The sequence below is a fragment of the Paenibacillus sp. Mc5Re-14 genome (genome assembly GCF_001049835.1).
Classification (GTDB): domain Bacteria; phylum Bacillota; class Bacilli; order Paenibacillales; family Paenibacillaceae; genus Paenibacillus; species Paenibacillus polymyxa_C.
This window is the reverse complement of record NZ_CVPD01000001.1, coordinates 217,938-242,000: the sequence shown is the minus strand read 5'-3', so window position 1 is coordinate 242,000 and position 24,063 is coordinate 217,938. Positions and strand designations below refer to the sequence as shown.

Genomic DNA, 24,063 nt, shown 5'->3' with positions numbered 1-24,063 from the left:
AAGTTACCTCGATTCTGTATCCCGTGTTTCTATATTCCGTCCTTCAGCAATCCTTATTAACCATATTATAAAACGATCTTGGCGCGAGTGCATCTCGACAGGTATAGGAGCTAGCACCAGAAAGTATGCATACTTGCGATGACCAGACGGGAAATTTAAATATCTGTATAATAGATTTAGAAAACTTAGGCCCAACAGGTCGAGGTGAAATCCCTGCACTGGGAACCAGCTTAACATTTTTTACTCGTTTTTCAATAATTACAGGTAGTGAAAAATTCACAATAATAAAGGAATTCAAACTTAGATTCTACGCCACAAGCGTATCATTGGAGAGATTTCATTGACAGATAAACAGTTGCCTATTATGCAAGTCATCCCCGAGCTTAAACATGCGTTACTATCCCATTCAGCGGCGGTACTGATTGCACAGCCGGGAGCGGGGAAAACAACAGTAACACCATTAGAACTGTTGCATGAGCCGTGGCTGGCGGGGCAAAAGATAATCATGCTGGAGCCGCGGCGTTTGGCAGCACGTGCGGCAGCAGCACAAATGGCGAAAGCACTGGGTGAGTCCACCGGGAAGACCGTGGGTTACCGCGTTCGTATGGATACCAAGATAGGGCCAAGCACGCGGATTGAAGTGGTTACGGAGGGTGTGCTGACCCGGATGCTGCAACATGATCAGGCTTTGGAGGGAGTCGGTCTGATTATTTTTGATGAGTATCACGAGCGCAGCCTGCATGCAGATTTGGGCTTGGCACTTGCCCTGCAAAGCCAGGCGCTGCTGCGACCGGATTTGAAAATATTAATCATGTCTGCCACCCTGGAGGCAGAGCCTGTATGCAGATTGTTAGGAGATGCACCCTTACTGGAATGTCCAGGTACCGTGTTTCCGGTAGAAACCTTGCATATGCCCAAGCCTTCGTCAACCTCATTAGAATCCTTTGCAGCGGAGATCGTAGAAAAGGCGCTTCATGCTCATGAAGGCGATCTGTTGGTGTTTTTACCAGGGGCTAGAGAAATTCATAGAACGGAACGAGAGCTGACGTCCAGAAATGTACCGGCCTACGTCAAAATCATTCCACTGTATGGCAGCATGAAGCTGGAGCAGCAGGACGAGGCACTACGCCCGTCGGTTCCGGGCAGCCGAAAGGTGGTATTGGCCACCTCAATTGCCGAATCCAGCTTGACCATCGCCGGGATCACGGTGGTAATTGATAGCGGACTGTCACGGGAATCGGTATTTTCCCCGCGTACCGGCATGAGCCGTTTGACCACCGTCAAGGTGTCCAAGGCCTCCGCCGACCAGCGGCGCGGACGGGCGGGCCGTCTCCAGCCGGGCGTGTGCTATCGGCTGTGGAGCGCGCAGGAGCATACCGCGCTCCCAGATGCCAGCCGCCCGGAAATCACGGTGGCGGATCTGGCACCGCTCGCACTGGAGCTGGCGACCTGGGGCGTGCAAGAACCCGCCGAACTGGCTTGGCTGGATGCCCCGCCTGAGGCGGCATACCGTCAGGCCACAGGTCTGCTGCGTCAGCTTGGCTGCCTGGAGGCCGCGGCCGATGGTACAGCAGGCGGCATTACCGCGCATGGGCGCGAGGTATCCGCCTTGGGCACCCACCCGCGCCTCGGGCACATGCTGCTGCGCGCAGCAGCCCTTGGCTTGGCTCCGACTGCCAGCCGTCTGGCGGCGCTGCTGCAAGAGCGGGACCCGTTCCGTGCTCATGGCGGAACGGATTTGCGCCCGCGGCTGGATGCTCTGCGCGAGGCGGCTCACGCCCGCAGTACGCATAGCTTGCTGGGGGCGGCAGACGATACGGTGATTCGACGTATCGTGCAGGAGAGTCGGCAGCTGCTAGTCACGCTGCCGGACGCAGCCGTAGCGCAGGACGAGCCTGACGGCTCCGCGGCCTGCGGGCTGCTGCTGGCCTTCGCGTATCCAGATCGGATCGCGCAGGGCAGAGGGGATGGCCGCTTTTTACTCAGCGGCGGCCGGGGGGCGCGACTCCGACAAGTGGAGTGGATGTCGCGTTCGCCCTATCTCGTCGCCGCCGAAGTAGACGACGAGGGAGCAGATGGTGCCATTCAGTTGGCGGCACCGATTGAACTGCAAGAGCTGATCCAGCATTGCAGCGATTTACTGCTGGAACAAGCCAATGTATATTGGGATAGCTCCGTTTCAGCCGTGAGAGCCCGCAAGGTAATTCGGCTGGGCTCGCTCATCTTAAAGGAGACGTCTTACGAGCGACCTCCGGCAGAGGAAATCGCGGCTGCCTTAATGCAGGGTGTCCGGGAACGTGGTCTCAAACTGCTGTCCTGGAATCGGCCAACTCTTCAGTTGCAGGCACGTTTGATTTTTATGCACTTCTCAGCACCTGAGGAATGGCCAGACAGTTCAGAATCCGCGCTGTTGGATTCACTGGAGTCGTGGCTCCTGCCTTTTGCGCTTGGAGCCAAAAATATAACCGATCTGCAACGGCTGGATGGTAGCGAATTGCTGCTCGGCAGGTTGAATTGGGAACAGCGGCAACAGCTCGAACAGGAAGCACCGACGCATATACGTGTACCCAGTGGTTCACGTATTCCTGTCGATTATTCGCAACCTGAGGCTCCTGCACTGGCAGTGAGACTACAAGAACTGTTTGGCATGAAGGATACGCCCCGTATTGGACGCGGACGTGTGCCGATTGTGCTGCATCTATTATCACCTGCCCAGCGATCTGTGCAAGTGACATCTGACCTGTCCAGCTTCTGGAGCGAGACTTATTTTGAAGTTAAAAAGGACCTAAAAGGCAGATATCCCAAGCATTATTGGCCGGATGATCCACTAGAAGCTGTGGCGACTAACAGAGCAAAACCTAAGCGATGATCGGAAGCCGAACTTGAAGTAGACATCATTGCGAATTTTGTAAAATCGTTTAAACGTCAGGATAGTGGGGTAATAAAAAAACGAACCACTCAACAACAACATATTGGGAGGTAACTATCATGGCTAATAACTTAAACGATTATAATGAAAAGAAAATTGTTGGTGTTTTTGATACCGAGCAAGAAGCATCTCGTGCGATTGGACAATTGCAGAGCAAAGGAATCCCAAGCAGTGAAATTTCTGTGATTACACGTGACCGTGACGACCTCAGGACGATTAGTGAGGAGACAGGCACCAAAGCACCAGAGGGCGTGGCTACAGGAGCGGCTACCGGCGGTGTTGTAGGCGGCGTCGCTGGCTTGCTGGCAGGCATCGGGGCTCTGGCGATTCCGGGTATTGGACCTATTCTTGCTGCTGGACCTATCGCGGCTACCCTTACGGGAGCAGCTGTCGGAGCGGGAGCAGGTGGCTTGGTCGGTGGACTGGTTGGACTGGGCATTCCAGAAGATGATGCTCGTCAATACGAGACATACGTCGATCAGGGCAAGATTTTGGTTCTGGTAGATTCCGCTGATCACCACCGGGATGTATATGATATTTTCCGCACCAACCGTTCTCTGAATGCGGATCGTTACAGAACATATGATGATACGGTGGCGGATACGCGGACAGATGCGTACACAGATACTAGAAGGAACCTGTAACCATCACATGGCTGGTGGAAACGTAATTTACAATAATTTGGCTCCGTCCTCTTTTATAGGTTTTCTAAAGCAGCAGTCTCCCGTGAGGAGACTGCTGCTTTTATGTGCTAGCTACTGATTGAATATACCTAAGATAGATGATGCTTTGCTTGGCATTGGCACCATTATCCCTCTATATATTTTTACAGGATTGTCGTTATAATAGATTTATAAATTGCTAGATGTAACAGGAGAGTGACATGAGTCAAAAAGAGAGAATTTCCGAAGTCGCTTTGCTGAGAGGGTTGGCTTTTGCAGCCGTTGTTCTTCAGCATTCCGTCGCACACTATGCGGTTGCGCCGGGGGCGCGCATCCAGGACGGAGTTGTAATGACCCTATTACTGCTGTGTTCCAAATTTGCGGTACCTGTGTTTGTGTTCATTACTGGAATGGTGCTATTTTACAATTATGATGGGGCCTTAAAATATGGAACGTTTTTACGCAAACGATTCATGGATATCATCGTTCCTTATATCATATGGTCTCTTTTATACGAGTTGGGGAATCAGCTTGCCCAAGGTGGAGGATTTATTCACCCGTTAGATTTTTTACAAAAGCTGTTGAACGGGAAAAGCAGCTATCATCTGTGGTACATCATTATGATTATCCAATGTTATGTGTTATTTCCCGTGTTTCGTTATGCTGTACGTCGTTTGTCTGCGCTACTGCCGTCAACATGGCGACCCGCTACATTGGCTGGATTCGGCGTCCTCTATATTTTGCTTATGTTGGCGGTGGGACCCGTATATCAAGTGATGGATCAGCTCCAGCTTCCCGTCATTTCTTCTTGGTTTACCATATACGCTGACCGGAATGTGATCTATTTTTTCTTTTATTTTATATTAGGAGCGGCAGCTGGGATGAATGTCAAGCGTTGGAATGCTTGGGTTATCAAGGCGCAGTTGATATACTGGCTGCTCTTTATCGTGATTACAGGATACTTGCTGTATGAGATGATCGGTCAGTTCCAGATGCCGCGAGGTACGGTCCTTTCTTTTAACTATTTGTCTCTGCTGCGTCCGGTTATGGCTGTATATTGCATCACGTCTATTTTTGTAGCTTATCGGGTAGCAACGTGGATTGCTCACAAGGGAGGACGTGCGGCGCGGGTGCTGACCGTCATGGGAACGTTGTCCTATGGAGCATATCTGATGCACGCCTTTATGCTGCGCGTAACCTACTATTTTGATGGAACGTTGTTTACAGATTGGAGTCACGTTCTTCGTACACTGGCTTCATTCGTTCTCTGTATAATCTTTTCTCTTGTTGGAACATGGTTGCTGGCACATTTGCCTTTGGGCAAATGGATCGTGGGGCTTCGGATTCGTCCCCGCCCGGCTGGAAGTCCGCCAGCCTTCCAAAAGCAAGCTTGATTCAGCGATAAAGTTATATTATTTCACAAAAAGTATCCCGAAGCTTTCAGAAGAAGGCCGAGGGATACTTTTTTAAGTGTTATTATGTTGTTTCAACATATGAAAAATTCACAATAGAAAACCATAAAATCACTCCTCAGCGCTATGCACACTACTCTATAATGCTTCATTCCATAGCTCTCGTCACCTTCAAGCAGGTCTCAAGGGACGGAGAGTTCTCGTAAACTCTCATATTTATGAAAGGAAATAGTCTATGGACGCAGAGTGGTTTATAATGGAAGATATGAGACTTGAATAAGGTGTAGAGGAGGTTGTGAAATGGCGTTTATGATATCCCAGCGGGCTTTTATCAAAATTTATCTGATCACAATGGTAGAGAGGCATCGCGGATATGGATATCAGATGCTCGAATCGATGAAAGATGAGTTTAGTAGTTTCGGATATGTTCCGCCTCAAAGCGAGGTGTACCGGGCACTGCATGAACTGGTTCAGGAAGGTGTTTTTTATCGTACCAAACGATTAAAAGGAACAGACCCGCGTGTAGATTTTCAGGAGATTGTGCTTTATCATTTTACAGACGATGGGGAGGAGAAAGCCCGATTGTACAAAAAGCAGGTCAAAGCTGATCTGGACCGTTGCTTAGGTATGCTGCATAAAGCGGAACAAGACAACTATTCCTAACTACGAAAGGATGAGAATGATGGGTAGAAAGCTGAAATGGGGAATTTTAGGCACGGCGGAGATCGCCAAAATCGCTGTAATTCCGGCGATTCAGCAATCCGAACGCGGAGAAGTACTTGGAATTGCTAGTCGTAATGCGGATAAAGCCGCTGAGGCCGCCCGGGAGTTCGATATTCCGAGAAGTTATGGAAGCTATGAAGAGCTGTTGGCTGATCCCGAAATCGGAGCGGTGTATATACCATTGCCAAACCATCTGCATGAAGAGTGGACCATTAAGGCAGCGGAGGCCGGGAAGCATGTTTTGTGTGAAAAACCATCTTCGCTTAGCTCGGCCGGGACAAGCCGCATGATTGAAGCATGTCGCCGTGCCGGAGTGACATTTGCGGAAGCTTTTATGTATCGCTATCATCCCAAACATCGAAGAATTAAGGAAATCATCAATAGTGGGGAAATTGGTGACATTCGCGGTATTCATTGTACTTTTACATTTAACAATACTGATCAGGCAGATAATGTACGCTTTAATAAAAGCATGGGCGGCGGCTCGTTATATGATGTGGGCGTGTATCCGATCTCAGCCGCTCGTATGTATTTGGATCGAGAGCCGGAGGCAGTGACGGTACATGCTTTATTTTCCCCTGAGCATGATAACGTTGATATGATGGCCTCCGGTCTGCTGGAATTTCCGGGTGGAGTCAACCTTACTTTCGATTGTGGCATGTGGGCAGCCAATCGTTCCAATATGGAAATTCTCGGTAGCAAGGGTACGATTGCAATGCCTAAGATGTTTGGTTGGGAAAGAACGTCTGTTGTACCGCAAATTTTCGTTCACGTTGGTTCGGTTACGCGTGAGGAACGTTTGAAAGGTTTTAATTCCTTTGAACTGCAAGCAGATGCTTTTGCCGAAGCGGTGCTTGACGGTATTCCGTTGCCATATGAGCCAGAAGATGCGGTAAGCAATATGAAAGTAATCGACGCTTGTATTGAGTCAGCTCGCAGTCGAAAGCGGATAGAAATTGGGTAAGCCTGATCATCGTATTTCCGGAAGACATAGAAAAGCAGCCTGTCTATGGACAAGCTGCTTTTCTAGATGAACAAATACATAGATATTTTTAATGAGTTTTTGTACATTCGAGTATCACATATTTTCATCATAATCTGTGACATCATGCTTGGCAGCTGTCGCAGGCGAGTTTGATGTGCCGTATTTTTCCACCGCGTCCCATGCGCCCGCATCATCAAATCGTCCTGCATTCCGTTGGCGAACCTCACCTGCACCTTTGGGCGGCGGAGTCATAACCTGTTCCTCGATTGGACGATCATTCGATAATTCTCGTGTTGGAGTGTGCTCGACTGTATAGGCTGTATATGGAATGGCTTGCAACCGTTCAAAAGGAATTTCTTCCCCGCTCTCCACACATATTCCATACGTCCCATCCTGCATCCGTTGCAGGGCTGCATTGACCTGCTCCAACTCGTTTTCCAGCGACTCATTAATCGCCAGATCACGAGAACGTTCAAAGGTTTCCGTCCCTATATCGGCGGGGTGGTTATCATAGGACGAGAGCTCACCTGTGGAATCTGTCAGTGTTTCTCCTAATTGTGTGTTTTCCTGACCGTTTTGTTTAAAATGTTTTTCTAAATCATTTTTCTGCTCCAGTAACATATGTTTCAGCTCTGCAAGCTGTGAATCGTTCAAATGGTTCATGATCATCTCTCCCCTTCATGGTCTGTATGAGTGGTGTGTATGCTCTTTTATACCCGTTCATAGACCTGAGCAATCAGCAGAGACTTTTATTCCCAGCCTAGAATGTGATATAAAAAGAATAGTGTGTTAAGGAGGGAAAACCGATGGATGAACATATGAAGCGTCGTCTGGATAAGCAAAAGCAGTTGTTTAAACAACTGGGCATTCAGCTGGACGCGCTCTCCATTCATGAGAAACAGTTTAAAAATAAAATGCGCGGCTATGATCCGGATGAGGTGGATGCCTTTCTGGATGAAGTGATCAAGGATTATGAACGCTTTTATGCCAATATAGCCGACCTGATGGACAAGTGGCAGGAGCAGCAGGCAACCATACGTGATTTGAAAAATGCACCCAAGCCTGCATCCGACTTTAATGCACTTGACCGTCGTCAACTGGAGGATATCATTAAGCAGTTGGAATATAGTGTGCGCCAATTAAAAGTGCGAGTACGCCCAGAAAATGACTATTTTCCAGAGTAAGGAGTAGTAAGCACTGTGTCGCTGCCTCTAATGTGGTATGATGGAAACATGCATTTTATCAAACATTTAATGAGGCACACATATAAAGGTGGTTAACATGAGTACCCATTTTTCCGTTAGTATCCATTGTCTGCTTCTTCTGGCTGAAGGGGCACCTGAGCGAATGACTTCGTCACTTATTGCTTCCAGCATTAATACAAATCCGGTAGTTGTGAGAAGAATTATGAGCCGGCTCAAGCAAGCTGGTCTGGTGGATTCGTCACCGGGAGCGCGCGGCTTTCGTCTAAGCATGTCGAGTTCAAACATCAATCTGAAAATGATCTATGAAGCGACCAAGGATGAAGGCCCGCTGTTCGCCATCCATACCGACAGCAATCATAATTGCGAGGTTGGCAGGAACATAGACGCTTTATTGGATGGTTTATATACGGTGGCAGAGCAGAAAATCCAGGCGTTTTTCGAGACCGTTACGTTGCGAGATCTGGAGCAGGCTCTCAAACAGCGGGTTGGACAACAAAGTTCATCCGTGTAAAAGACGCCAGTAAGGAGAAATTGATATGAAAATCATCGTACTTTCAGACACCCATATGCCACATAGAAGCAAAACGCTGCCTAGTCGGCTTGTACAGGAGCTAAAAGACAGTGACCTCATTCTCCATGCTGGAGACTGGACGGATTGGTTCGTATATGAACGTCTAGCTGAATTTGCGCCTGTACAAGGCATTGCCGGAAACAATGATGGAACCGACATCGTGGAGCGTCTAGGCTATCAACGCATTGTTGAAGCCCAAGGCAAGCGGATTGGTATGGTTCATGGTCACGGCTGGCGCGGCTCGACAGAAAATATAGCACTGAATACGTTTAAGGGAGAAACGCTGGATTGCCTGATTTTTGGACATTCTCATATTCCTGTGGTCAAAAAGATAGATAATCTGCTTGTCCTTAATCCGGGGTCTCCGACGGACAAACGCGGTGAAGACGAATATTCATTTATCGTGCTGACGATTGAAGACGGGCAGATGGAAGCACAGCTTGTTCTTTATCCAGATAAACATTGATTTAAAAACCAACAACTGTTGATTAAAGGGGAAGCTATGGCTATTTTTGATTTAGAACCTATGAAGCATCATGTGTTGATTTGTAATGGAGGCACATGTATGCGACATGAGGGTGAAGAAGTTACCCAAGCAATTCGGGATGAAATTCGTAAACAACATGCAGAAGCATATATTCACACGACCAGAACTCGTTGTAATGGACGCTGTCATGATGCGGCGGTTGTAATCGTATACCCGCAAGGGGACTGGTATGGTCAAATGACTCCGGCCTCAGGTACAGAGCTGGTGCAGAAGCTCGTAGCGGGAGAGAAGCTGGAGCCTCATCTTTTTCATGAGTGTGCACGTAAAGCCAGCTCAGAATAACTCAGTCAACCATCTATAAGAACATGAGTAGAGAAAATCTTTCGGAGATTTTCTCTTTTTTGCGTTTAATCCCCAACCTGAAAGGTAAAAGTATACTGTGGACACAATCCGATAGGGAGGGAAGAAAGATGACCCCATTTGAAGATAATCTGCATGGTAAGAATGAGAAAAAAAGCCAGACGGGGAAAGGAACAATAGAGTCTAAACATCAGGAGCAGCCGATCAATCGTGACCATGCCGAGCAGTATCCGACAGAGCAGGAAAGCTTGTTTGACCGTTTTGAAATTGAACAGACGGTAGATGCCATTCCCGTAGAGGATTTAAAGATGGAAAGACAGGAGGAGAGAAACAAGGATGCAACCAAGCACACCTCTTCCAGTGAGAACAAATATAAGAACGGCGTATAATTTTTAACCAACTGGTAATATTTAAAAAGAAATCTCTTGACTTTAAGATATGTAGGATGTATATTAAGTTACGAAAAGTAATTAATTTTTCTCAGGAGGTAACAAAATGACTAAAGACTTCTTCACAGCGCTGAAAGACAGACGCTCCTATTATGGCATTAGCAAAGAACAAGTAATTTCTGACCAACGGATTCAAGAGATCGTAGAGGAAGCTGTGAAGTATACACCTACCTCTTTCAACTCCCAAACTTCACGGGCTGTAGTGTTGCTCGGAGAGCATCATGACAAACTGTGGAATATTACAGAAGATATTTTGCGGGAAGTGGTAGGCAATGAAGAACAATTCAAATCTACTGCTGAGAAAATGAACGGTTTCCGCAGCGGTTATGGAACAGTGTTGTTCTTTGAAGACAACAACGTGATAGTTGGTCTGCAACAACAATTTGAAGCGTATGCGGACAATTTCCCAATCTGGGCCAATCAATCTAACGGTATGCTGCAACTGGTTGTATGGACGGCTCTGGAGCAAGAAGGACTGGGTGCATCCCTTCAGCACTATAATCCTTTGATCGACGAAAAAGTGAAAAACGAATGGAACATTCCTGAGCATTGGAAACTGATTGCTGAAATGCCATTTGGTAAACCGACATTCCAACCAGGTGACAAGGAATTCCAACCTATTGAAGAACGCGTAAAAACATTTAAATAATGATCATAATAGTATGATTTTTCAGGTTTAACCTGAATACAGCGCTACGGATTATCCGTAGTGCTGTTTGTCGTTACATTTTTTGGTTATGTAACCTTTTGGATATATGAAGAAGAGAGGTTAATTCATCCGTATGTAGGTGATATTATGTTTGAAATTGGATGAGAAGTTTACATAAGTGTGATTGCTTTTTTTGGCAGATGTTTAGCATTTGCGCGTATTTGAAGGAGGAATTAGGACATGAAATACGATTGCATTATTGTCGGTGGGGGAATCGCCGGATTGCAAGCAGCAATTCAATTGGGCAGATACAGCAGTCATCGGGTGCTGGTGATAGATTCGGGCTATGGTCGATCTACGCTGTGTCATCAGTATCATAACATTTTGGGTTTTCCTGATGGGATTTCTGGTGAAGAGCTGCGAGGGCTTGGACGTAGTGAAGCCATGAAGCTTGGCACTGAATTTGTTGATGGCAAGGCGGTAAAAGCGACCAAGAGAGATGAGCTTTTTGACATTGAAGTGGAGGCAGGGGCAGTATATACGTCAAAAACGCTGCTATTGGCCACAGGGCTGACGGATCGCTTTCCAAAGCTGGAAGGGCTACAAGCCTGCCTGGGCAACAGTGTGTATGTGTGCCCCGACTGTGACGGGTATGAGGTTCAGGATCGCAGTACAGTCGTCATGGGGGCGGGCAAAGCGGGAGCTTCCATGGCCTTGATTTTATCAGCACGTACCGATCACCTTGTCTATGTCAATCATGAGCGTTCAGAAGTACCAAACGAGCTGATCGTGAAGCTGCGGGAAAAAGGGATTGAATATAAGGAAGCAGCCATTTCTGAGATTATCACGGGACAACCGGGCTGTTTTGAAGGAGTACGGCTGGCTGACGGACAAGTGATTGGAGCAGAGCGGGGGTTCTTAGCCTTTGGAAGCAACCATGTTCATTCAGAGCTGGCGGAGCAACTGGGCGTACATCTGCTGCACAACAAGCATATTGAGACGCATCCCCGCAGCAAAATGACAAACGTGGAAAATGTATGGGTGGCCGGGGACTTAGGGGCTCATGCCGAGCAAGCGACGGTTGCGATGGGAGAAGGAGCTATGTCAGCGATCTGGATACACAAGGTATTATCTGGTATGAAAACAAAAATACCGCAACTCTGAGAGCTGCGGTTTAGAACGATGGGCGTGTACTAGGTTGAAGATGAGGCTCGAAGCGTCTTAATTGATCGCTCATGCCATACTTGCGTAAAATTTCCATCTGTTTGTTACCGATGAGATCAAAATGAGGATAGGGCTGACGCTGATGTATATATTGGGGGTCCAATCCGTTATGCTTGCACCATAAGCGCAGCTTATCCAAGTCAGAGCACCCCACCTTGGTGACAGTTGTAATGCCTGGAAAGCGGTCATCCAGCCAGTAATGCGTTAGAAAAGCAATCTGGCCACGACTGACCTCTCTTTTCCAGCTCATCAGTTCCTGCCGGGTAATGCCAAATGCCATCGGTCTCATCCTTTCCTGGCTCATATCTGAAAACATGAGCTATTGCGCGGTTGTCCCATTATTTTCGTCCTATTGCTTGTATTATGATCCACATGGAGTAACACAATAACAGGAGAGCGTAATGGGCGATCTCCTGTTAGCGGTTTAGAGCCATCTTTCGGCCCAGCTCTCCACACCATTCAATGCATCACCTAGCTCTTTACCCTTACGTGTCAGCGAATATTCGGTCCGCACAGGCCGCTCTGTGATGACATTGCGAAGGATTAGGCCGGAAAGCTCTAGTTCCTTGATGCGCTCGTTCAGCATGCGTTTGCTAAGATCAGGTATGGAAACTTGAATTTCACTAAATCGTTTGGGATGTTCCATCAAAGTATGAATGATGAGAGCGGTCCATTTTTTGCTGATGATCTGAAAGGACTGTTCCACCTTACCGCACAAAAGCTTAGGCTGCCTGTCGTCGCTCATCTGAATCCCCTCAATTTCATTGTTGTTTTAAACAGTATACTAAAAGTAACTCTGTATACCAATAGTAACTATAATGCATTGTATCAACTGTGACAATTTTAACAGTTTTTTCTCTTTCCTATCGTCAATCATACCACAGAAAACGTTATCATTACAGGATATATCGAATGTTCACGATTTCGCTAAAATTTGATTGACTTGCCCCTTATTTTGGGTGTATTATGGGTTACGTTAATTCCTCAGGTAACTTTTAATAACCTCATCTTTTATAATGGGAAGAAGGAATATTTCATGGATTCAATGACATTTGTCTTATTTGGAGCGACAGGGGATTTGGCTAAACGCAAAATTTACCCGGCCTTGTATAATTTGTTTGTAGAAGGTAAAATTCCGGCTTCCTTTTCTGTAATTGGGATGGGGCGTCGTGAAGTGGCGGACGAACAATTTCAAAGTAATGTAGAGCAATCTATTAAGGATTTTTCCAGACATGTGAATGATGACCGTGCACAGATGGATCAGTTCTTAAGTGCTTTCCGTTACTGTGCATTGAACGTTAACCACCCGGAAGATTATAAAAAGCTGCTACAGCTTGCTGAGCAACGTGAAAATGACTTGGGAATTCCGGGGAACCGCATGTTTTACTTATCGGTGGCACCGGAATTTTTTGATGTGATTGCCCACAATATTCGGGAAAGTGGTTTGGCTGAAACAAAGGGTTGGAAACGACTTATTATCGAAAAACCATTTGGGCATGATTTGGAATCGGCACGCGAGCTGAATGATCGCCTGAGCAGAACCTTTGCTGAGGATGAGATTTATCGTATTGACCATTACTTAGGTAAGCCCATGGTTCAAAACCTGGAAGCTTTAAAATTTGCTAATCCATTGCTTCAAGGGGTTTGGAACAATCAGTACATTGCCAATGTGCAAATTACCGCTTCTGAGACTGTAGGCGTAGAGGAGCGAGCAGGATACTACGATCACTCCGGTGCTATTCGTGATATGGTGCAAAATCACATGCTGCAGGTGTTGATGATGACGGCTATGAACAAGCCGGGACATATTACGGCTGATCAGGTGCGGGATGAAAAAAGTAAGGTGATGGACGCGCTTCGTGCCCTTGATCCTTCTGATATTGCTTCCAACGTGGTTAGAGGACAATATACCGCAGGTGAGATCAATGGAAAAGCAGTTCCTTCCTATAAAGAGGAGCCGGACATTGGACCTGATTCGCAAAATGATACGTTCATTTCAGCTCGCCTTTGGATTGACAATGAACAATGGTCGGGTGTGCCGTTCTATATTCGTACCGGTAAACGCATGAAAGAAAAATCCACTCGCATCGTTGTGGAATTCAAAAAGGACAATACAGATCCTTATGCTGCTCAAGGGCAGCCGACCGATCCGAACTTGCTGATCATTCATGTTAACCCGGATGAAAAGGTAACGCTCCGTCTGAACAGTAGAGATCCGCTGAACAATGGTCAGCTGGAGACGGTTCTGATGAATTATCATTCCGAGGCCAAGGATGTCCCAGAAGCTTATGAACGCCTCATCTTTGATGCGCTGCGCGGCGATTCGACCTTTTTTGCTCATTGGAATGAAGTGGAGCTTTCATGGGTGTGGGTTCAACCCGTACTCGAAGCCTTTGCCCGTGGCGAAGTCCCGCTTCACACATATGCAGCAGGCTCTTACGGTCCAGAAGCTTCAGATCAATTGTTGGAAGAACAAGGCTTTACATGGTGGTTGGACGAAAAGTCCGAAAGCTCTGAAAAAGCAGTCGTTCGTGCTTAGTCCAACAAAAAAAGTTTGTACAGAAATATATTTTTGCTACGGCAGGAGGCCTTTATAATGCAAGTAGGATTAATTGGTTTGGGAAAAATGGGTTTGAATCTTGGTAAAAACTTGATCGATCATAAGCATGAAGTTGTGGCTTACGACGTCAATGCAGCCGCAATTCAAGAAATGAAGGAGTATGGAGCTGCAGGTGCTTCTACTTTGGAAGAGCTTGTACAAGCAACTCAATCCCCTAGAGTGCTGTGGATTATGGTTCCTCACCAAATTGTTGATTCTGTGCTGGATCAGCTTCAACCAATGTTGTCCAAAGGGGACATCATTATTGAAGGCGGTAATTCTCATTACAAAGAGTCCATTGCTCGCCATGCTCGTCTGAAAGAATACGGTATCAGCTTTATGGATGCAGGAACTTCCGGCGGGATGGAAGGTGCACGCAATGGCGCTTGTTACATGATCGGTGGCGATCCAGAAGCTTGGGCGGTTGTTGAGCCGATTTTCCGCGATACAGCGGTGGAAAATGGGTATTTGTATGCTGGTAAATCCGGTAGCGGACATTTCCTGAAAATGGTTCATAACGGTGTGGAATACGGTATGATGGCTTCCATCGGTGAAGGTTTTGAAGTGCTGGAGAAAAGCAACTTTGACTTTGATTATGAACAAGTAGCGCGTGTGTGGAACAACGGTTCCGTTATCCGCTCTTGGCTGATGGGCTTGACTGAACGCGCATTTTCCAAAGATGCGAACCTGGACGAAATCCGTGGGGTGATGCACTCTTCCGGTGAAGGTAAATGGACTGTTGAGGAAGCGTTGGATCTTCAGGCAGCAACTCCGGTTATTGCCTTGTCCTTGCTGATGCGCTACCGTTCGCTGGATGCTGATACATTCAACGGCAAAGTAGTTGCTGCGCTGCGTAATGAATTTGGCGGCCACGCTGTAGAGAAGAAGTAATAACGATATAAGTTAGTATCTATCCCCGTAGCTTCATGACTGCGGGGATATTGCTATATATTTTTTTGCTCATCAGGTTTTTGTGAAATCCTCGCTTATGCATATTTTTCCTTGTATATCCGCACAATAGGTAAAAAAAGGCGGAAGGATGAATTGCATATGTGCAAAAGATTTTCGTTATCGGCTGATTTGGATGAGGTAAAGGATCATTTTGGTATACAACGTGTGATGTATTATTATAAAACACGTTATAACATGAGTCCCACCCAGCATGTTCCAATTGTGCTGCATCAGGATGGAGAACGGGTGCTTGATGAATTTCGCTGGGGATTTATTCCTTATTGGGGTAAGGATTGTGTTAATGCAGACCTGAATACTGTTCGGGTAAATCCTAGTTATCGGAAGATGGCGGAAACCCGCCGCTGTATTATTCCTTGTAATGGTTTTTATTATTGGCGAAAATTAGGCAAACGCATGTGTGCTGTCCGAGTGGTATTGCCGGAACAGAAAATGTTTGCGGTCGCGGGGCTCTATGAAATATGGCAGGATAGCCGAAAGGAGCCGTTACGCACCTGTACGATGATGACAGTTCAGGCCAATACGGATATACGTGAATTTGACAGCCGGATGCCCGCTATTTTGGAAGCAGACCAAATAGATTCATGGCTAGATCCGTCGATCCAGAACATTGATGAGCTGCTGCCCTTATTACGCACGTATGAGCAAGGTGGTATGAGCATCTATCCGGTGACCCCGCTGGTGGCCAATGATGAACATGATAGCCGTGAATGCATTCAGGAAATGGATTTACAGTGGTCCTGGATTAAACCTTAAATGTATGAAGATTTGTATCCATTATTGATCATAAGATTCCCGCCACCTGCATAGGTATGTATTGGGGAACAAGCGTCATAATCCGGGGAGAGGGGAAACGGCCGAAGGAGTATCTCATATGGGATGGAGGCGATTGGAATGAGTAACGATACACTCATCCAGCTGCTGGTGCTCATGGTGACGATCATCGGTCTGGTCCAAAACCGGTAACTGACAGGTTCCAGAAGGCGGGAGAATTGCCGTAGGCAATCTTCCGTTTTTTTTGCATTAAAAAGCTCGCAGATTCAGGAAGCTTGCGGTACAATAGATGCTGGGCTACAGGTGACAAGACACCTGAATATACGTCTACATACGATGCATTTTTAAGGGAGAGCGAATCATGAGTGAATTAACTTCATTACCCCCAGCTAAAAAAAGAAAATTGCTATTTAGCGCAGGCCTTAGCTGGCTGTTTGATGCTATGGATGTGGGACTGCTTTCATTTATAGTGGCAGCTTTGGCTAAGGAGTGGCATCTCGGATCAGAGCAGATTGGTCTGCTGACTGCGATGAATTCAATAGGAATGGTGTTTGGAGCCGCCTTGGCAGGGATTTTGGCAGATCGTTACGGTAGACGCGCTATTTTAGTGTGGACCCTGCTGATTTTTTCCGTAGCCAGTGGCTTGTCAGCTTTGGCGACAGGTCTCGGTATGCTGCTGGTGCTGCGCTTTATTGCCGGTGCAGGCTTGGGCGGAGAATTGCCTGTTGCTTCGACACTGGTGTCAGAATCGGTGCCTGTGAAAGAACGAGGGAGAGCAGTTGTGCTGCTGGAAAGCTTCTGGGCGGCAGGTTGGATTCTTTCGGCTCTTATTGCCTATTTTGTTATTCCAAAATATGGTTGGCAGCTTGCCTTTATTCTCGGCGCAGTACCTGCCCTGTACGCTCTTTATTTGCGCAAAGCTATTGAGGATTCACCGCGATACAAGCAGCAAAGCGTCAAACTTCCGTTACGTGCACGCTTGGCTGCGATTTGGTCGGTACCCCATCGCAAGTCTACGCTAATGCTGTGGATTTTATGGTTTACAGTTGTATTTTCATATTATGGTATGTTCCTGTGGTTGCCAAGCATGATGTTTATGAAGGGGTTTGAGCTGGTTAAAAGCTTTGAGTATGTCCTAATCATGACACTTGCACAATTACCAGGTTATTTTACCGCTGCCTATCTGATTGAAAAGCTGGGTCGCAAATTTGTACTGATCATCTACTTGTTGCTCACGGCAGTGTCCGCTATTTGGTTTGGAACATCAGAAACGGCAGGGATGTTGTTGGCTGCTGGTATCTGCTTGTCCTTCTTTAATCTCGGTGCATGGGGAGCCATGTATGCTTATACCCCGGAGCTGTACCCAACGTCTGCTCGTTCTACTGGTGTGGGTATGGCAGCTGCATTTGGTCGTATTGGCGGCGTGATCGGACCTTTTGTGGTCGGTATACTCGTAGGACAAGGCATAGCGTTACCATCTATCTTTGCGATTTTTTTCGTAGCGATCCTGATCGGAGCAGCTGCTGTATGGTTGCTGGGTACCGAAACTAAAAATCAGGAGATTGACTAACCTTTACATTCACCTGTGTAAACATTCATAATACAAGAGAGAGGAGTGACCTGAAATGGAGCATACCTTTCTGCTCAAGGCAGACTGGAACGGGGGACGCAACAGCGATGGGCGTATTGAGGCCGGACAGTTGCGGACAGCGATTTCGATTCCGGCTGAGATGGGAGGCCCTGGTGTGGGCACCAATCCGGATGAAATGCTGCTCGGTGCAGCTGCTACCTGCTATTTGATTACTTTGGCGGCAATGATGGAGCGTGCCAGTCTCCCGGTGGTATCACTGGCACTGGAATCCGAAGGGATTGTCGATGTAACGAACAACATTTTTACATATCGCCGAATCGTGCATCGTCCACGAGTTCTATTGTCCGTCGATGCAACAGAATCGCAAATCGAACAAGCATTGCGCCTTGCAGAGCAGGCTGAAACCTCATGCATGATCTCGCGTGCTGTAGCAGGCAATGTAGCATTGTCTACAGAACCTGTGGTGGAGCGCGCCTCTTAAAGCAGTATCTGTAACAGGAGCAATCATTCAATTGCCCGTCATTTTTTTAATCCAAGGAGGACACAACCATGACAGCACAACAAAAATTGCTCGTATTCGCAGGCTCTTACGCCGAATTGGAAGGTAACGGAGTTTATTCGTATACTTTTAATGAACAGACAGGAGCCCTGACACTACAGGATGAGTTCTCCGGCTTGAAAAATCCTACATTTCTAAATGTAGACGTTAAAAATCGGAAGCTGTATTCCATTGGCGAGACGACTTCCGCTGCAGGAGCGAAGGTAGGCGAAGCCTCTGCTTTTGAAATTGACCCGGTTAAAGGCACATTTACTTTGCTGAATCGCGCGGAAAACGTAGGCTCCACAACATGCCACATTCAACGTGATCCATCCGATCGTTACCTGATTGTAGTCAGCTACCACGGAGGTATGGTAGGACTGATATCTCTGACTGAGGACGGGCGTATCGGTGAATTGCTGGATGTAAAACAGCACGAGGGCAAAGGAGCGCATCCTGAGCGTCAGGATCGTCCACATCCACATTCCAGTTTCTTTAGCCCGGACGGCCGCTTCCTGTTCGTACAAGATCTTGGACTGGATCTGATCCGTATTTATACCATTGATGACAGCAAAGGGCAACTGGTGCTGCACGGTGAAACGAAAACCCATGCAGGTGCAGGCCCACGTCACTTGACGTTCCACCCGAACGGTAAATTTGCTTTTGTTATTAACGAAGTGGATTCTTCCATTACTTCTTTCGCATATGATGCAGAAGCTGGCAAGCTTACTGAGCTTGAGAGCGTACCGACATTGCCGTCTGACTTTACTGGCGAAAACACAACTGCAGAAATTGCGATTTCACAGGATGGCGCTTATCTGTACGGTTCCAACCGTGGACATGATAGCATCGTGGTGTACGCTGTAGATGGAGCCACTGGCAAGTTGAGCTTGGTTGAGCATGTATCTGCCGAAGGCGAGCATCCGCGTCATTTTGCTTTGACACCTAATGGTGACTATATGCTCGTGGCTAACCGCGACACCAACAATATTGTTACCTTCAAAGTGGACAAAGCAAGCGGTCGCTTGACCTACACTGGACAACAAGTAACTGTGTCCAAACCAGTATGCGTGCAGCCTTTTTACTTTTCCGTGTAAAAATAGGGCAACATCAGAATTAATTAAGTAACGGTATGCGGCTTGTGACCGCTACGAGAACGGATTATTCTTCCGATCGCTGTTGCCCCCGGATTTCTTGGTTGTATGTTCAAGGGGAGAAATCCGGGGACAAAGGCGAATACTCCGCTTCTTCAGACAATACCGTCCTCTCCGCTGCTTTATTTCTTTTGGCAACCACTTGTTTATACAGAAAAAATGAATTTGCATATGTTGATGGTTTCGGTGAATTAACTAGGCATAAAAATTTATTAGTAGAAACGGCTCGTAGGATAACCTGCAGCCGTTTTTATTTTAGCGCTTAGTCACATCTAAGAAAGGTCATTGCCTACAAAATTATTCTTAAGTTTTAAGATCACAAATAAGATACGAATAATTTCGGTAAGAAAAGGGTACATATGTTATAAGCAGAACAGTTATCCCATTTGTAAATTTAGGACAGGCACTGTGACTCCATATAGAAGTTGGGTATTTTTATAAAAATTTACATTTTAGCTGAGCATCGGTACTAGTTTGCTAGATGGTTGTTGTTTTGAGACAAACTTATGAAAAATGAGGATGACAAGGATAAGCTGAGTACGAAGCGGACAGATGGGTTTGGAGCAGCGATCGGAGAAACCATCTATTTGCGCAGTGGGCTACACACATTGCACGTATTCTAATAAGAGAGAGGGATTCAAATGAAAATAATCATTACACAAAAGGAAGCCGCCGACAAAGGAATCTGGAAAGAGATTATGGGGATGTTTGCTGTAACCAAAGAGGACGAGGTATGGCAAAATGAAGAGTTTATTCTCACCGAGGAACAGGCACGTCAGGTGGGATTACTAAAATAACAAAGGTAAATAGGACATGTCATCAAGTTTTAAGACCAAGTCTTAAAAAATCGTAACTTATTTTTTATGTATCTGATACACTTTTTAACCGTTCAAAGTTTATGATAGGTACACAAGGGTAATGAAGCTTACAGACACCGTGTACATACCCAAACGGCAAGGAGAGATCAGACATGATGAAATTAGCTTCGAAATGGACCGTATTGACTTTGATGATGATGCTGATTACGACGGCAGGGGCAACAGCACAAGGCTACACACCTGTAGCAGCTGCTGAAAATCAGGAGACCGTATATATAAACCAAATGGACATTCGCGATGGACAAATTTATTTGTCAGCAGATCCGATTGAATGGTACGAAGGCGCAGCAGCAGACAAAGCATTTGTGGAGCATGAAGGAAATACAGGATTGGACGGAGCGCCGGATGGCTACTACATCGTAAACAATTCCGTGCAAAATGACGTGTATCAGGTTGCACCAGATGCTTCGGTAGAGGTGCAGATTTATGATCACACAGGGAATATAGAAGATACAGACGTGCAATGGAACGAATCCATTCCTTTGGCACAATTTGAGAAGGATTTTGCCAAAAAGGATGTTCTGGACCTCAGCCAATTTCCATACCATGTTACGCTTCGTGACGGTAAGGTTGTAAAAATCGTGCAGCAGTTCATTCCTTAAACAATAAGCTTATACAGACACGTACTTCTTACTTGATCACAGATCAGGGAAGTACGTGTTTTTTATATTTTGTAACAAAAAAAAGAGGATATCCATCCCATAAAGGGTGCGGATATCCTCTTCTCTTCATATATATAATTAGAACGATTTTGCTGCGTCTACTGCACGTTGTACGGCAGAAGCAACGATCTCTTGTGCTTGGTCAGGAGCTTGGTTATGTCCTTCCAGTACAACCTTCACGATGTCTTTTACGCCGAAGAAGGTTAAGATGTTACTCATGAAGTTCAAAGACATTTCAGCAGCAGCAGCAGGCCCTTCGGAATAAACGCCGCCTCTTGCATTCAACAGGGCTACTTTAGTGTCAGTTACAAGACCTACAGGACCTTCAGCAGTGTATTTGAATGTTTTACCAGCTTGGTTCAGGTAGTCAATGTATGTGTGCAGTACAGCTGGAATAGTCATATTCCAGAGTGGGAAAGCAAATACGACTTTGTCTGCTGCCAAGAATTGATCCAGGTAACCATTAGCGATGTTTGCCAGGCGAGCTTCTTCTGTATTCAGCTCCATGCCTCTTGCGGATTTGAACGTACCGTTGATCATGTTAGCGTTCAGATAAGGAAGTTCGACGGAGAACAGGTCCAGTTCAGTGATTTCATCAGATGGGTGAGAAGACTTGTAGCTTTCCACGAATGCGTTATACAATTTAACTGTTGCGGATTCTTCAGCTGTACGATCATTAGCTTTAACAAATAATACTTTAGACATGATTTTATTTCCCCCTAAGTAAGTTGAATAAGTAAGTTTAGTTAGTAAGTTACCACGTAATATTACAATATAAAGATAATATCTGTCAACACTTCTATATTAAATTTACTTTGGACAGCTACTTTATTTTTTACACTGTAAAATTTGCGTGTTTCTTTTGCAAAATATCATTTTTGCGGTAAAATTTAAATGTAAAGTCTAATGAAGAGAATGCTTAGATAGGCGAAGAAGGAAATGAACATGGTGCCAGCAAGATATAACACCATAGTTGAACGAAAAAAGGTGAGTAGCTTGAAGATAGGTTTTTTTGATTCGGGATTGGGTGGAATTACAGTATTGTCTGAGGCGCTAAGACGTTTGCCAAACGAAAATTTTGTTTACATGGCGGATACGCTTCATGTTCCTTACGGAACGAAAACACCCCAAGAGGTGCTTGGTTATGTCAAGGCTTCGGTACAAACGATTCTAAAAGAGGATATTAAGGCATTGGTGATTGCCTGCAATACGGCTACAAGTATCGCGGTAGCAGAGCTAAGGAAGGAATATAAATTTCCGATTATCGGAATGGAACCAGCAGTGAAACCAGCGGTCGAGATGAACCGTGCCAATGGTAAAAGAGTTCTGGTGCTGGCGACACCGTTGACTTTAAAACAATCTGGTTATGCAGCACTGGTATCCAGAGTTGACGATCATGGAAGTGTGGACTCACTGCCTTTGCCGGAGCTAGTACAATATTGCGAACAGTTGAATTTTGACCGAACAGAATTGTTCAATTATTTTAACCATAAGCTGTCTTCGTTTAACCTAGATATTTATGGTACGGTCGTATTGGGATGTACACATTATCCATTCTATAAGGAAATTTTGAGAGAACTGCTGCCTTCTCATATTCAGCTCATTGATGGGAGCCACGGAACGGTCAAACGCTTGAAACAGGTGCTGTCCGAGCGTAATTTGCTGGCATCCCCGGTAAAAGTGGGTCAACCGCAGGACGGACACGTCACTTTTCTATGTACCAGTCAGGATGAGACCTATGTCCATAAGATGGAGCGGGCGCTTGAAATCTATGCGGAGCATGAAAAAATCTATTTTTAAGACAGAACGGCTGGCGAACAGGTGGGCTAGATCAGCAATCCGAAGCGCCAGCCGCATTATTTATGGATCAGATGCATAGGGAGGTTTTACATGGACATTCAACTCATCCTGAATGAGCTTTATGAAGCAGGCGTGCTTGAAAGCCGTATGCAAAATCTCAAACCGCTGACTGGCGGAACTTCGAGTGAAGTGGTTGTTGTTATGGACGGTACCAGACCACGATATGTAATTAAAAAAAATGATCCCGCGATTGTAAAAGCCGAGGCAGAATTTTTACTTACCTATGCACAGATTGAGAAGCTATCTCGAGTGATTTATGTAGATTCCCTACATCGTTATTTGGTATATGCGTTCAAGCCAGGGTTCACTATGCAATATAGTGAAGGAAATAAGGGTGATTTGCTGCTCAGTCTGGCGACAGAAGTCATTGCACACTACAAATCCCTTGGAGAAGAACGCGAGTATGGTTATTCGGATCATCCGTTTGTGGAATGGAGAGATTTTCTGCTTCACAGAACAAAAGAATCCGAAAAGATTATACAAGACGTTTTACCCCCAGAGAATCATCGGTTCGTCCATACTCTTGTGGCCGGATCGCCGCAACGGAATCTTAAATATTTGCTTCATGGCGATTTCGGAGTACATAATTTTGTGTTTGCCGAAAATGGTACATTGATAGGTATTATTGATCCTGATCCAGTAGTGGGAGAGCCTCTGTATGATTTGATATACGCCTTTTGTTCTTCACCGGATAGGCTGACCATCGATACCATTTTGCCAGCGGTAGAGACGCTTAGGCCAGAGATGACAGGGGAATATGAGCTGAACAGGGAAGTGTTACAGGGATTATACTTTCGGATAGCTACCTGCATTCGCCATCATCCGGGAGATTTAGGCAAATATACAGAAGCGTGGAACTACTGGCTGAACAGGGTTCGCTGAAAGGAATAGAAAGCATGAATATACAAGGATGGAATCACATTTGCTTTTCAGTGTCTAATTTGGAGAAGTCTATACAATTCTATCAGAATGTACTGGATGGAAAACTACTCGTTAAAGGACGTAAGCTGGCTTATCTGGATTGTCTAGGAATGTGGTTGGCTCTCAATGTGGAAGAGGATATTCCGAGAAATGAAATTCATCATTCCTACACGCATATTGCATTTTCGGTAGCGGAAGCGGATTTTGAAAGTATGCTTAACAAGCTGAGAACACTTAATGTCACCATATTGCCTGGACGGGAGCGGAATGAACAGGATAAAAGATCAGTCTATTTTACAGATCCAGATGGACATAAGTTCGAATTCCACACAGGACAATTGCAGGATCGCTTGGAATATTATAAAAATGCTAAAAAACATATGACTTTTTATGAATGAGTAAGCGTTATCAAAAAATGATGAGCAAATTTTGATTTTACATACGGGAGCGGAGGAATACAG

The 24,063-nt window shown here is 45.9% G+C and carries 27 protein-coding genes; 23 read left to right on the top strand and 4 right to left on the bottom strand.

Annotated features, from left to right (window positions below; all coding sequences use genetic code 11):
* Window positions 1-340 precede the first annotated feature (340 nt).
* The 5 genes from hrpB to BN1546_RS00895 all read left to right on the top strand — a co-directional run bounded on the left by hrpB (window position 341) and on the right by BN1546_RS00895 (window position 6,690).
* Window positions 341-2,869, top strand: a complete 2,529-nt coding sequence (gene hrpB / locus BN1546_RS00915; RefSeq protein WP_090735397.1) for an ATP-dependent helicase HrpB — start codon at window positions 341-343, stop codon at window positions 2,867-2,869.
* A gap of 119 nt (window positions 2,870-2,988) precedes the next feature.
* Window positions 2,989-3,573, top strand: coding sequence for a general stress protein (locus BN1546_RS00910; protein WP_013370825.1), 585 nt, complete (start codon window positions 2,989-2,991; stop codon window positions 3,571-3,573).
* Between the two features lie 239 nt (window positions 3,574-3,812).
* Window positions 3,813-4,985, top strand: coding sequence for an acyltransferase (locus tag BN1546_RS00905; RefSeq protein WP_058829534.1), 1,173 nt, complete (start codon window positions 3,813-3,815; stop codon window positions 4,983-4,985).
* Between the two features lie 318 nt (window positions 4,986-5,303).
* Window positions 5,304-5,666, top strand: a complete 363-nt coding sequence (locus tag BN1546_RS00900) for a helix-turn-helix transcriptional regulator (RefSeq protein ID WP_013370828.1) — start codon at window positions 5,304-5,306, stop codon at window positions 5,664-5,666.
* A 19-nt stretch (window positions 5,667-5,685) separates the two neighbouring features.
* Complete coding sequence (locus BN1546_RS00895; RefSeq protein WP_013370829.1) at window positions 5,686-6,690, top strand: Gfo/Idh/MocA family protein; 1,005 nt, start codon at window positions 5,686-5,688, stop codon at window positions 6,688-6,690.
* Between the two features lie 114 nt (window positions 6,691-6,804).
* Here the strand turns inward: BN1546_RS00895 and BN1546_RS00890 are convergent, their stop codons facing one another.
* Window positions 6,805-7,374: a TraR/DksA C4-type zinc finger protein gene (locus tag BN1546_RS00890; RefSeq protein WP_090735394.1), complete on the bottom strand. Its 570-nt coding sequence runs from the start codon at window positions 7,372-7,374 to the stop codon at window positions 6,805-6,807.
* A 143-nt stretch (window positions 7,375-7,517) separates the two neighbouring features.
* Between BN1546_RS00890 and BN1546_RS00885 the strand changes: the two genes are divergently transcribed.
* From BN1546_RS00885 to BN1546_RS00855, 7 genes are all read left to right on the top strand, one after another.
* On the top strand, window positions 7,518-7,895 hold the full coding sequence (locus tag BN1546_RS00885) for a DivIVA domain-containing protein (protein ID WP_090735391.1): 378 nt from the start codon (window positions 7,518-7,520) through the stop codon (window positions 7,893-7,895).
* A gap of 97 nt (window positions 7,896-7,992) precedes the next feature.
* The gene (locus tag BN1546_RS00880) at window positions 7,993-8,427 is read left to right on the top strand and encodes an Rrf2 family transcriptional regulator (protein WP_013370832.1); all 435 of its coding nucleotides are present in this window, start codon (window positions 7,993-7,995) and stop codon (window positions 8,425-8,427) included.
* Window positions 8,428-8,452: 25 nt separating this feature from the next.
* A complete protein-coding gene (locus BN1546_RS00875; protein WP_013370833.1) occupies window positions 8,453-8,953 on the top strand; it encodes a metallophosphoesterase family protein in 501 nt (166 codons plus the stop codon).
* 36 nt (window positions 8,954-8,989) lie between these two features.
* Window positions 8,990-9,316, top strand: coding sequence for a (2Fe-2S) ferredoxin domain-containing protein (locus tag BN1546_RS00870; RefSeq protein WP_090735388.1), 327 nt, complete (start codon window positions 8,990-8,992; stop codon window positions 9,314-9,316).
* A gap of 128 nt (window positions 9,317-9,444) precedes the next feature.
* On the top strand, window positions 9,445-9,723 hold the full coding sequence (locus BN1546_RS00865; protein WP_090735386.1) for a hypothetical protein: 279 nt from the start codon (window positions 9,445-9,447) through the stop codon (window positions 9,721-9,723).
* Between the two features lie 106 nt (window positions 9,724-9,829).
* Window positions 9,830-10,432: a nitroreductase family protein gene (locus BN1546_RS00860; protein ID WP_090735383.1), complete on the top strand. Its 603-nt coding sequence runs from the start codon at window positions 9,830-9,832 to the stop codon at window positions 10,430-10,432.
* 240 nt (window positions 10,433-10,672) lie between these two features.
* Window positions 10,673-11,596: an NAD(P)/FAD-dependent oxidoreductase gene (locus BN1546_RS00855; protein WP_090735380.1), complete on the top strand. Its 924-nt coding sequence runs from the start codon at window positions 10,673-10,675 to the stop codon at window positions 11,594-11,596.
* 10 nt (window positions 11,597-11,606) lie between these two features.
* On the opposite strand, the gene BN1546_RS00850 is transcribed toward BN1546_RS00855, so the two are convergent.
* Window positions 11,607-11,936 (bottom strand): hypothetical protein, encoded by a 330-nt coding sequence (locus tag BN1546_RS00850; protein ID WP_064963289.1) that lies wholly within the window; start codon window positions 11,934-11,936, stop codon window positions 11,607-11,609.
* Between the two features lie 144 nt (window positions 11,937-12,080).
* Entirely contained in the window at window positions 12,081-12,401 is a 321-nt protein-coding gene (locus tag BN1546_RS00845) for a winged helix-turn-helix transcriptional regulator (RefSeq protein ID WP_014599691.1), read from the bottom strand.
* A 291-nt stretch (window positions 12,402-12,692) separates the two neighbouring features.
* On the opposite strand from BN1546_RS00845, the gene zwf reads away from it, so the two are divergent.
* From zwf to BN1546_RS00810, 8 genes are all read left to right on the top strand, one after another.
* Complete coding sequence (zwf, locus tag BN1546_RS00840) at window positions 12,693-14,195, top strand: glucose-6-phosphate dehydrogenase (protein WP_090735377.1); 1,503 nt, start codon at window positions 12,693-12,695, stop codon at window positions 14,193-14,195.
* Between the two features lie 57 nt (window positions 14,196-14,252).
* Window positions 14,253-15,146, top strand: coding sequence for a phosphogluconate dehydrogenase (NAD(+)-dependent, decarboxylating) (gene gnd / locus BN1546_RS00835; protein ID WP_013370842.1), 894 nt, complete (start codon window positions 14,253-14,255; stop codon window positions 15,144-15,146).
* A gap of 159 nt (window positions 15,147-15,305) precedes the next feature.
* A complete protein-coding gene (locus tag BN1546_RS00830) occupies window positions 15,306-15,980 on the top strand; it encodes an SOS response-associated peptidase (protein ID WP_090735374.1) in 675 nt (224 codons plus the stop codon).
* 379 nt (window positions 15,981-16,359) lie between these two features.
* Window positions 16,360-17,568, top strand: coding sequence for an MFS transporter (locus tag BN1546_RS00825; protein WP_090735373.1), 1,209 nt, complete (start codon window positions 16,360-16,362; stop codon window positions 17,566-17,568).
* A 55-nt stretch (window positions 17,569-17,623) separates the two neighbouring features.
* Complete coding sequence (locus tag BN1546_RS00820; protein WP_058829540.1) at window positions 17,624-18,070, top strand: OsmC family protein; 447 nt, start codon at window positions 17,624-17,626, stop codon at window positions 18,068-18,070.
* Between the two features lie 68 nt (window positions 18,071-18,138).
* Window positions 18,139-19,224, top strand: coding sequence for a lactonase family protein (locus tag BN1546_RS00815; protein ID WP_058829541.1), 1,086 nt, complete (start codon window positions 18,139-18,141; stop codon window positions 19,222-19,224).
* 698 nt (window positions 19,225-19,922) lie between these two features.
* Window positions 19,923-20,078 (top strand): hypothetical protein, encoded by a 156-nt coding sequence (locus BN1546_RS27190; protein ID WP_165264003.1) that lies wholly within the window; start codon window positions 19,923-19,925, stop codon window positions 20,076-20,078.
* A 173-nt stretch (window positions 20,079-20,251) separates the two neighbouring features.
* Complete coding sequence (locus BN1546_RS00810) at window positions 20,252-20,761, top strand: hypothetical protein (RefSeq protein WP_090735370.1); 510 nt, start codon at window positions 20,252-20,254, stop codon at window positions 20,759-20,761.
* Between the two features lie 138 nt (window positions 20,762-20,899).
* Here the strand turns inward: BN1546_RS00810 and BN1546_RS00805 are convergent, their stop codons facing one another.
* Window positions 20,900-21,526, bottom strand: coding sequence for an FMN-dependent NADH-azoreductase (locus tag BN1546_RS00805; protein ID WP_013370852.1), 627 nt, complete (start codon window positions 21,524-21,526; stop codon window positions 20,900-20,902).
* 240 nt (window positions 21,527-21,766) lie between these two features.
* Between BN1546_RS00805 and murI the strand changes: the two genes are divergently transcribed.
* The 3 genes from murI (at window position 21,767) to fosB (ending at window position 24,000) form a co-directional block, all read left to right on the top strand.
* Complete coding sequence (murI, locus tag BN1546_RS00800; protein WP_058829543.1) at window positions 21,767-22,621, top strand: glutamate racemase; 855 nt, start codon at window positions 21,767-21,769, stop codon at window positions 22,619-22,621.
* A 90-nt stretch (window positions 22,622-22,711) separates the two neighbouring features.
* On the top strand, window positions 22,712-23,563 hold the full coding sequence (locus BN1546_RS00795; RefSeq protein ID WP_090735367.1) for an aminoglycoside phosphotransferase family protein: 852 nt from the start codon (window positions 22,712-22,714) through the stop codon (window positions 23,561-23,563).
* 14 nt (window positions 23,564-23,577) lie between these two features.
* Window positions 23,578-24,000: a metallothiol transferase FosB gene (fosB, locus tag BN1546_RS00790; protein WP_025679014.1), complete on the top strand. Its 423-nt coding sequence runs from the start codon at window positions 23,578-23,580 to the stop codon at window positions 23,998-24,000.
* Window positions 24,001-24,063: the final 63 nt, after the last annotated feature.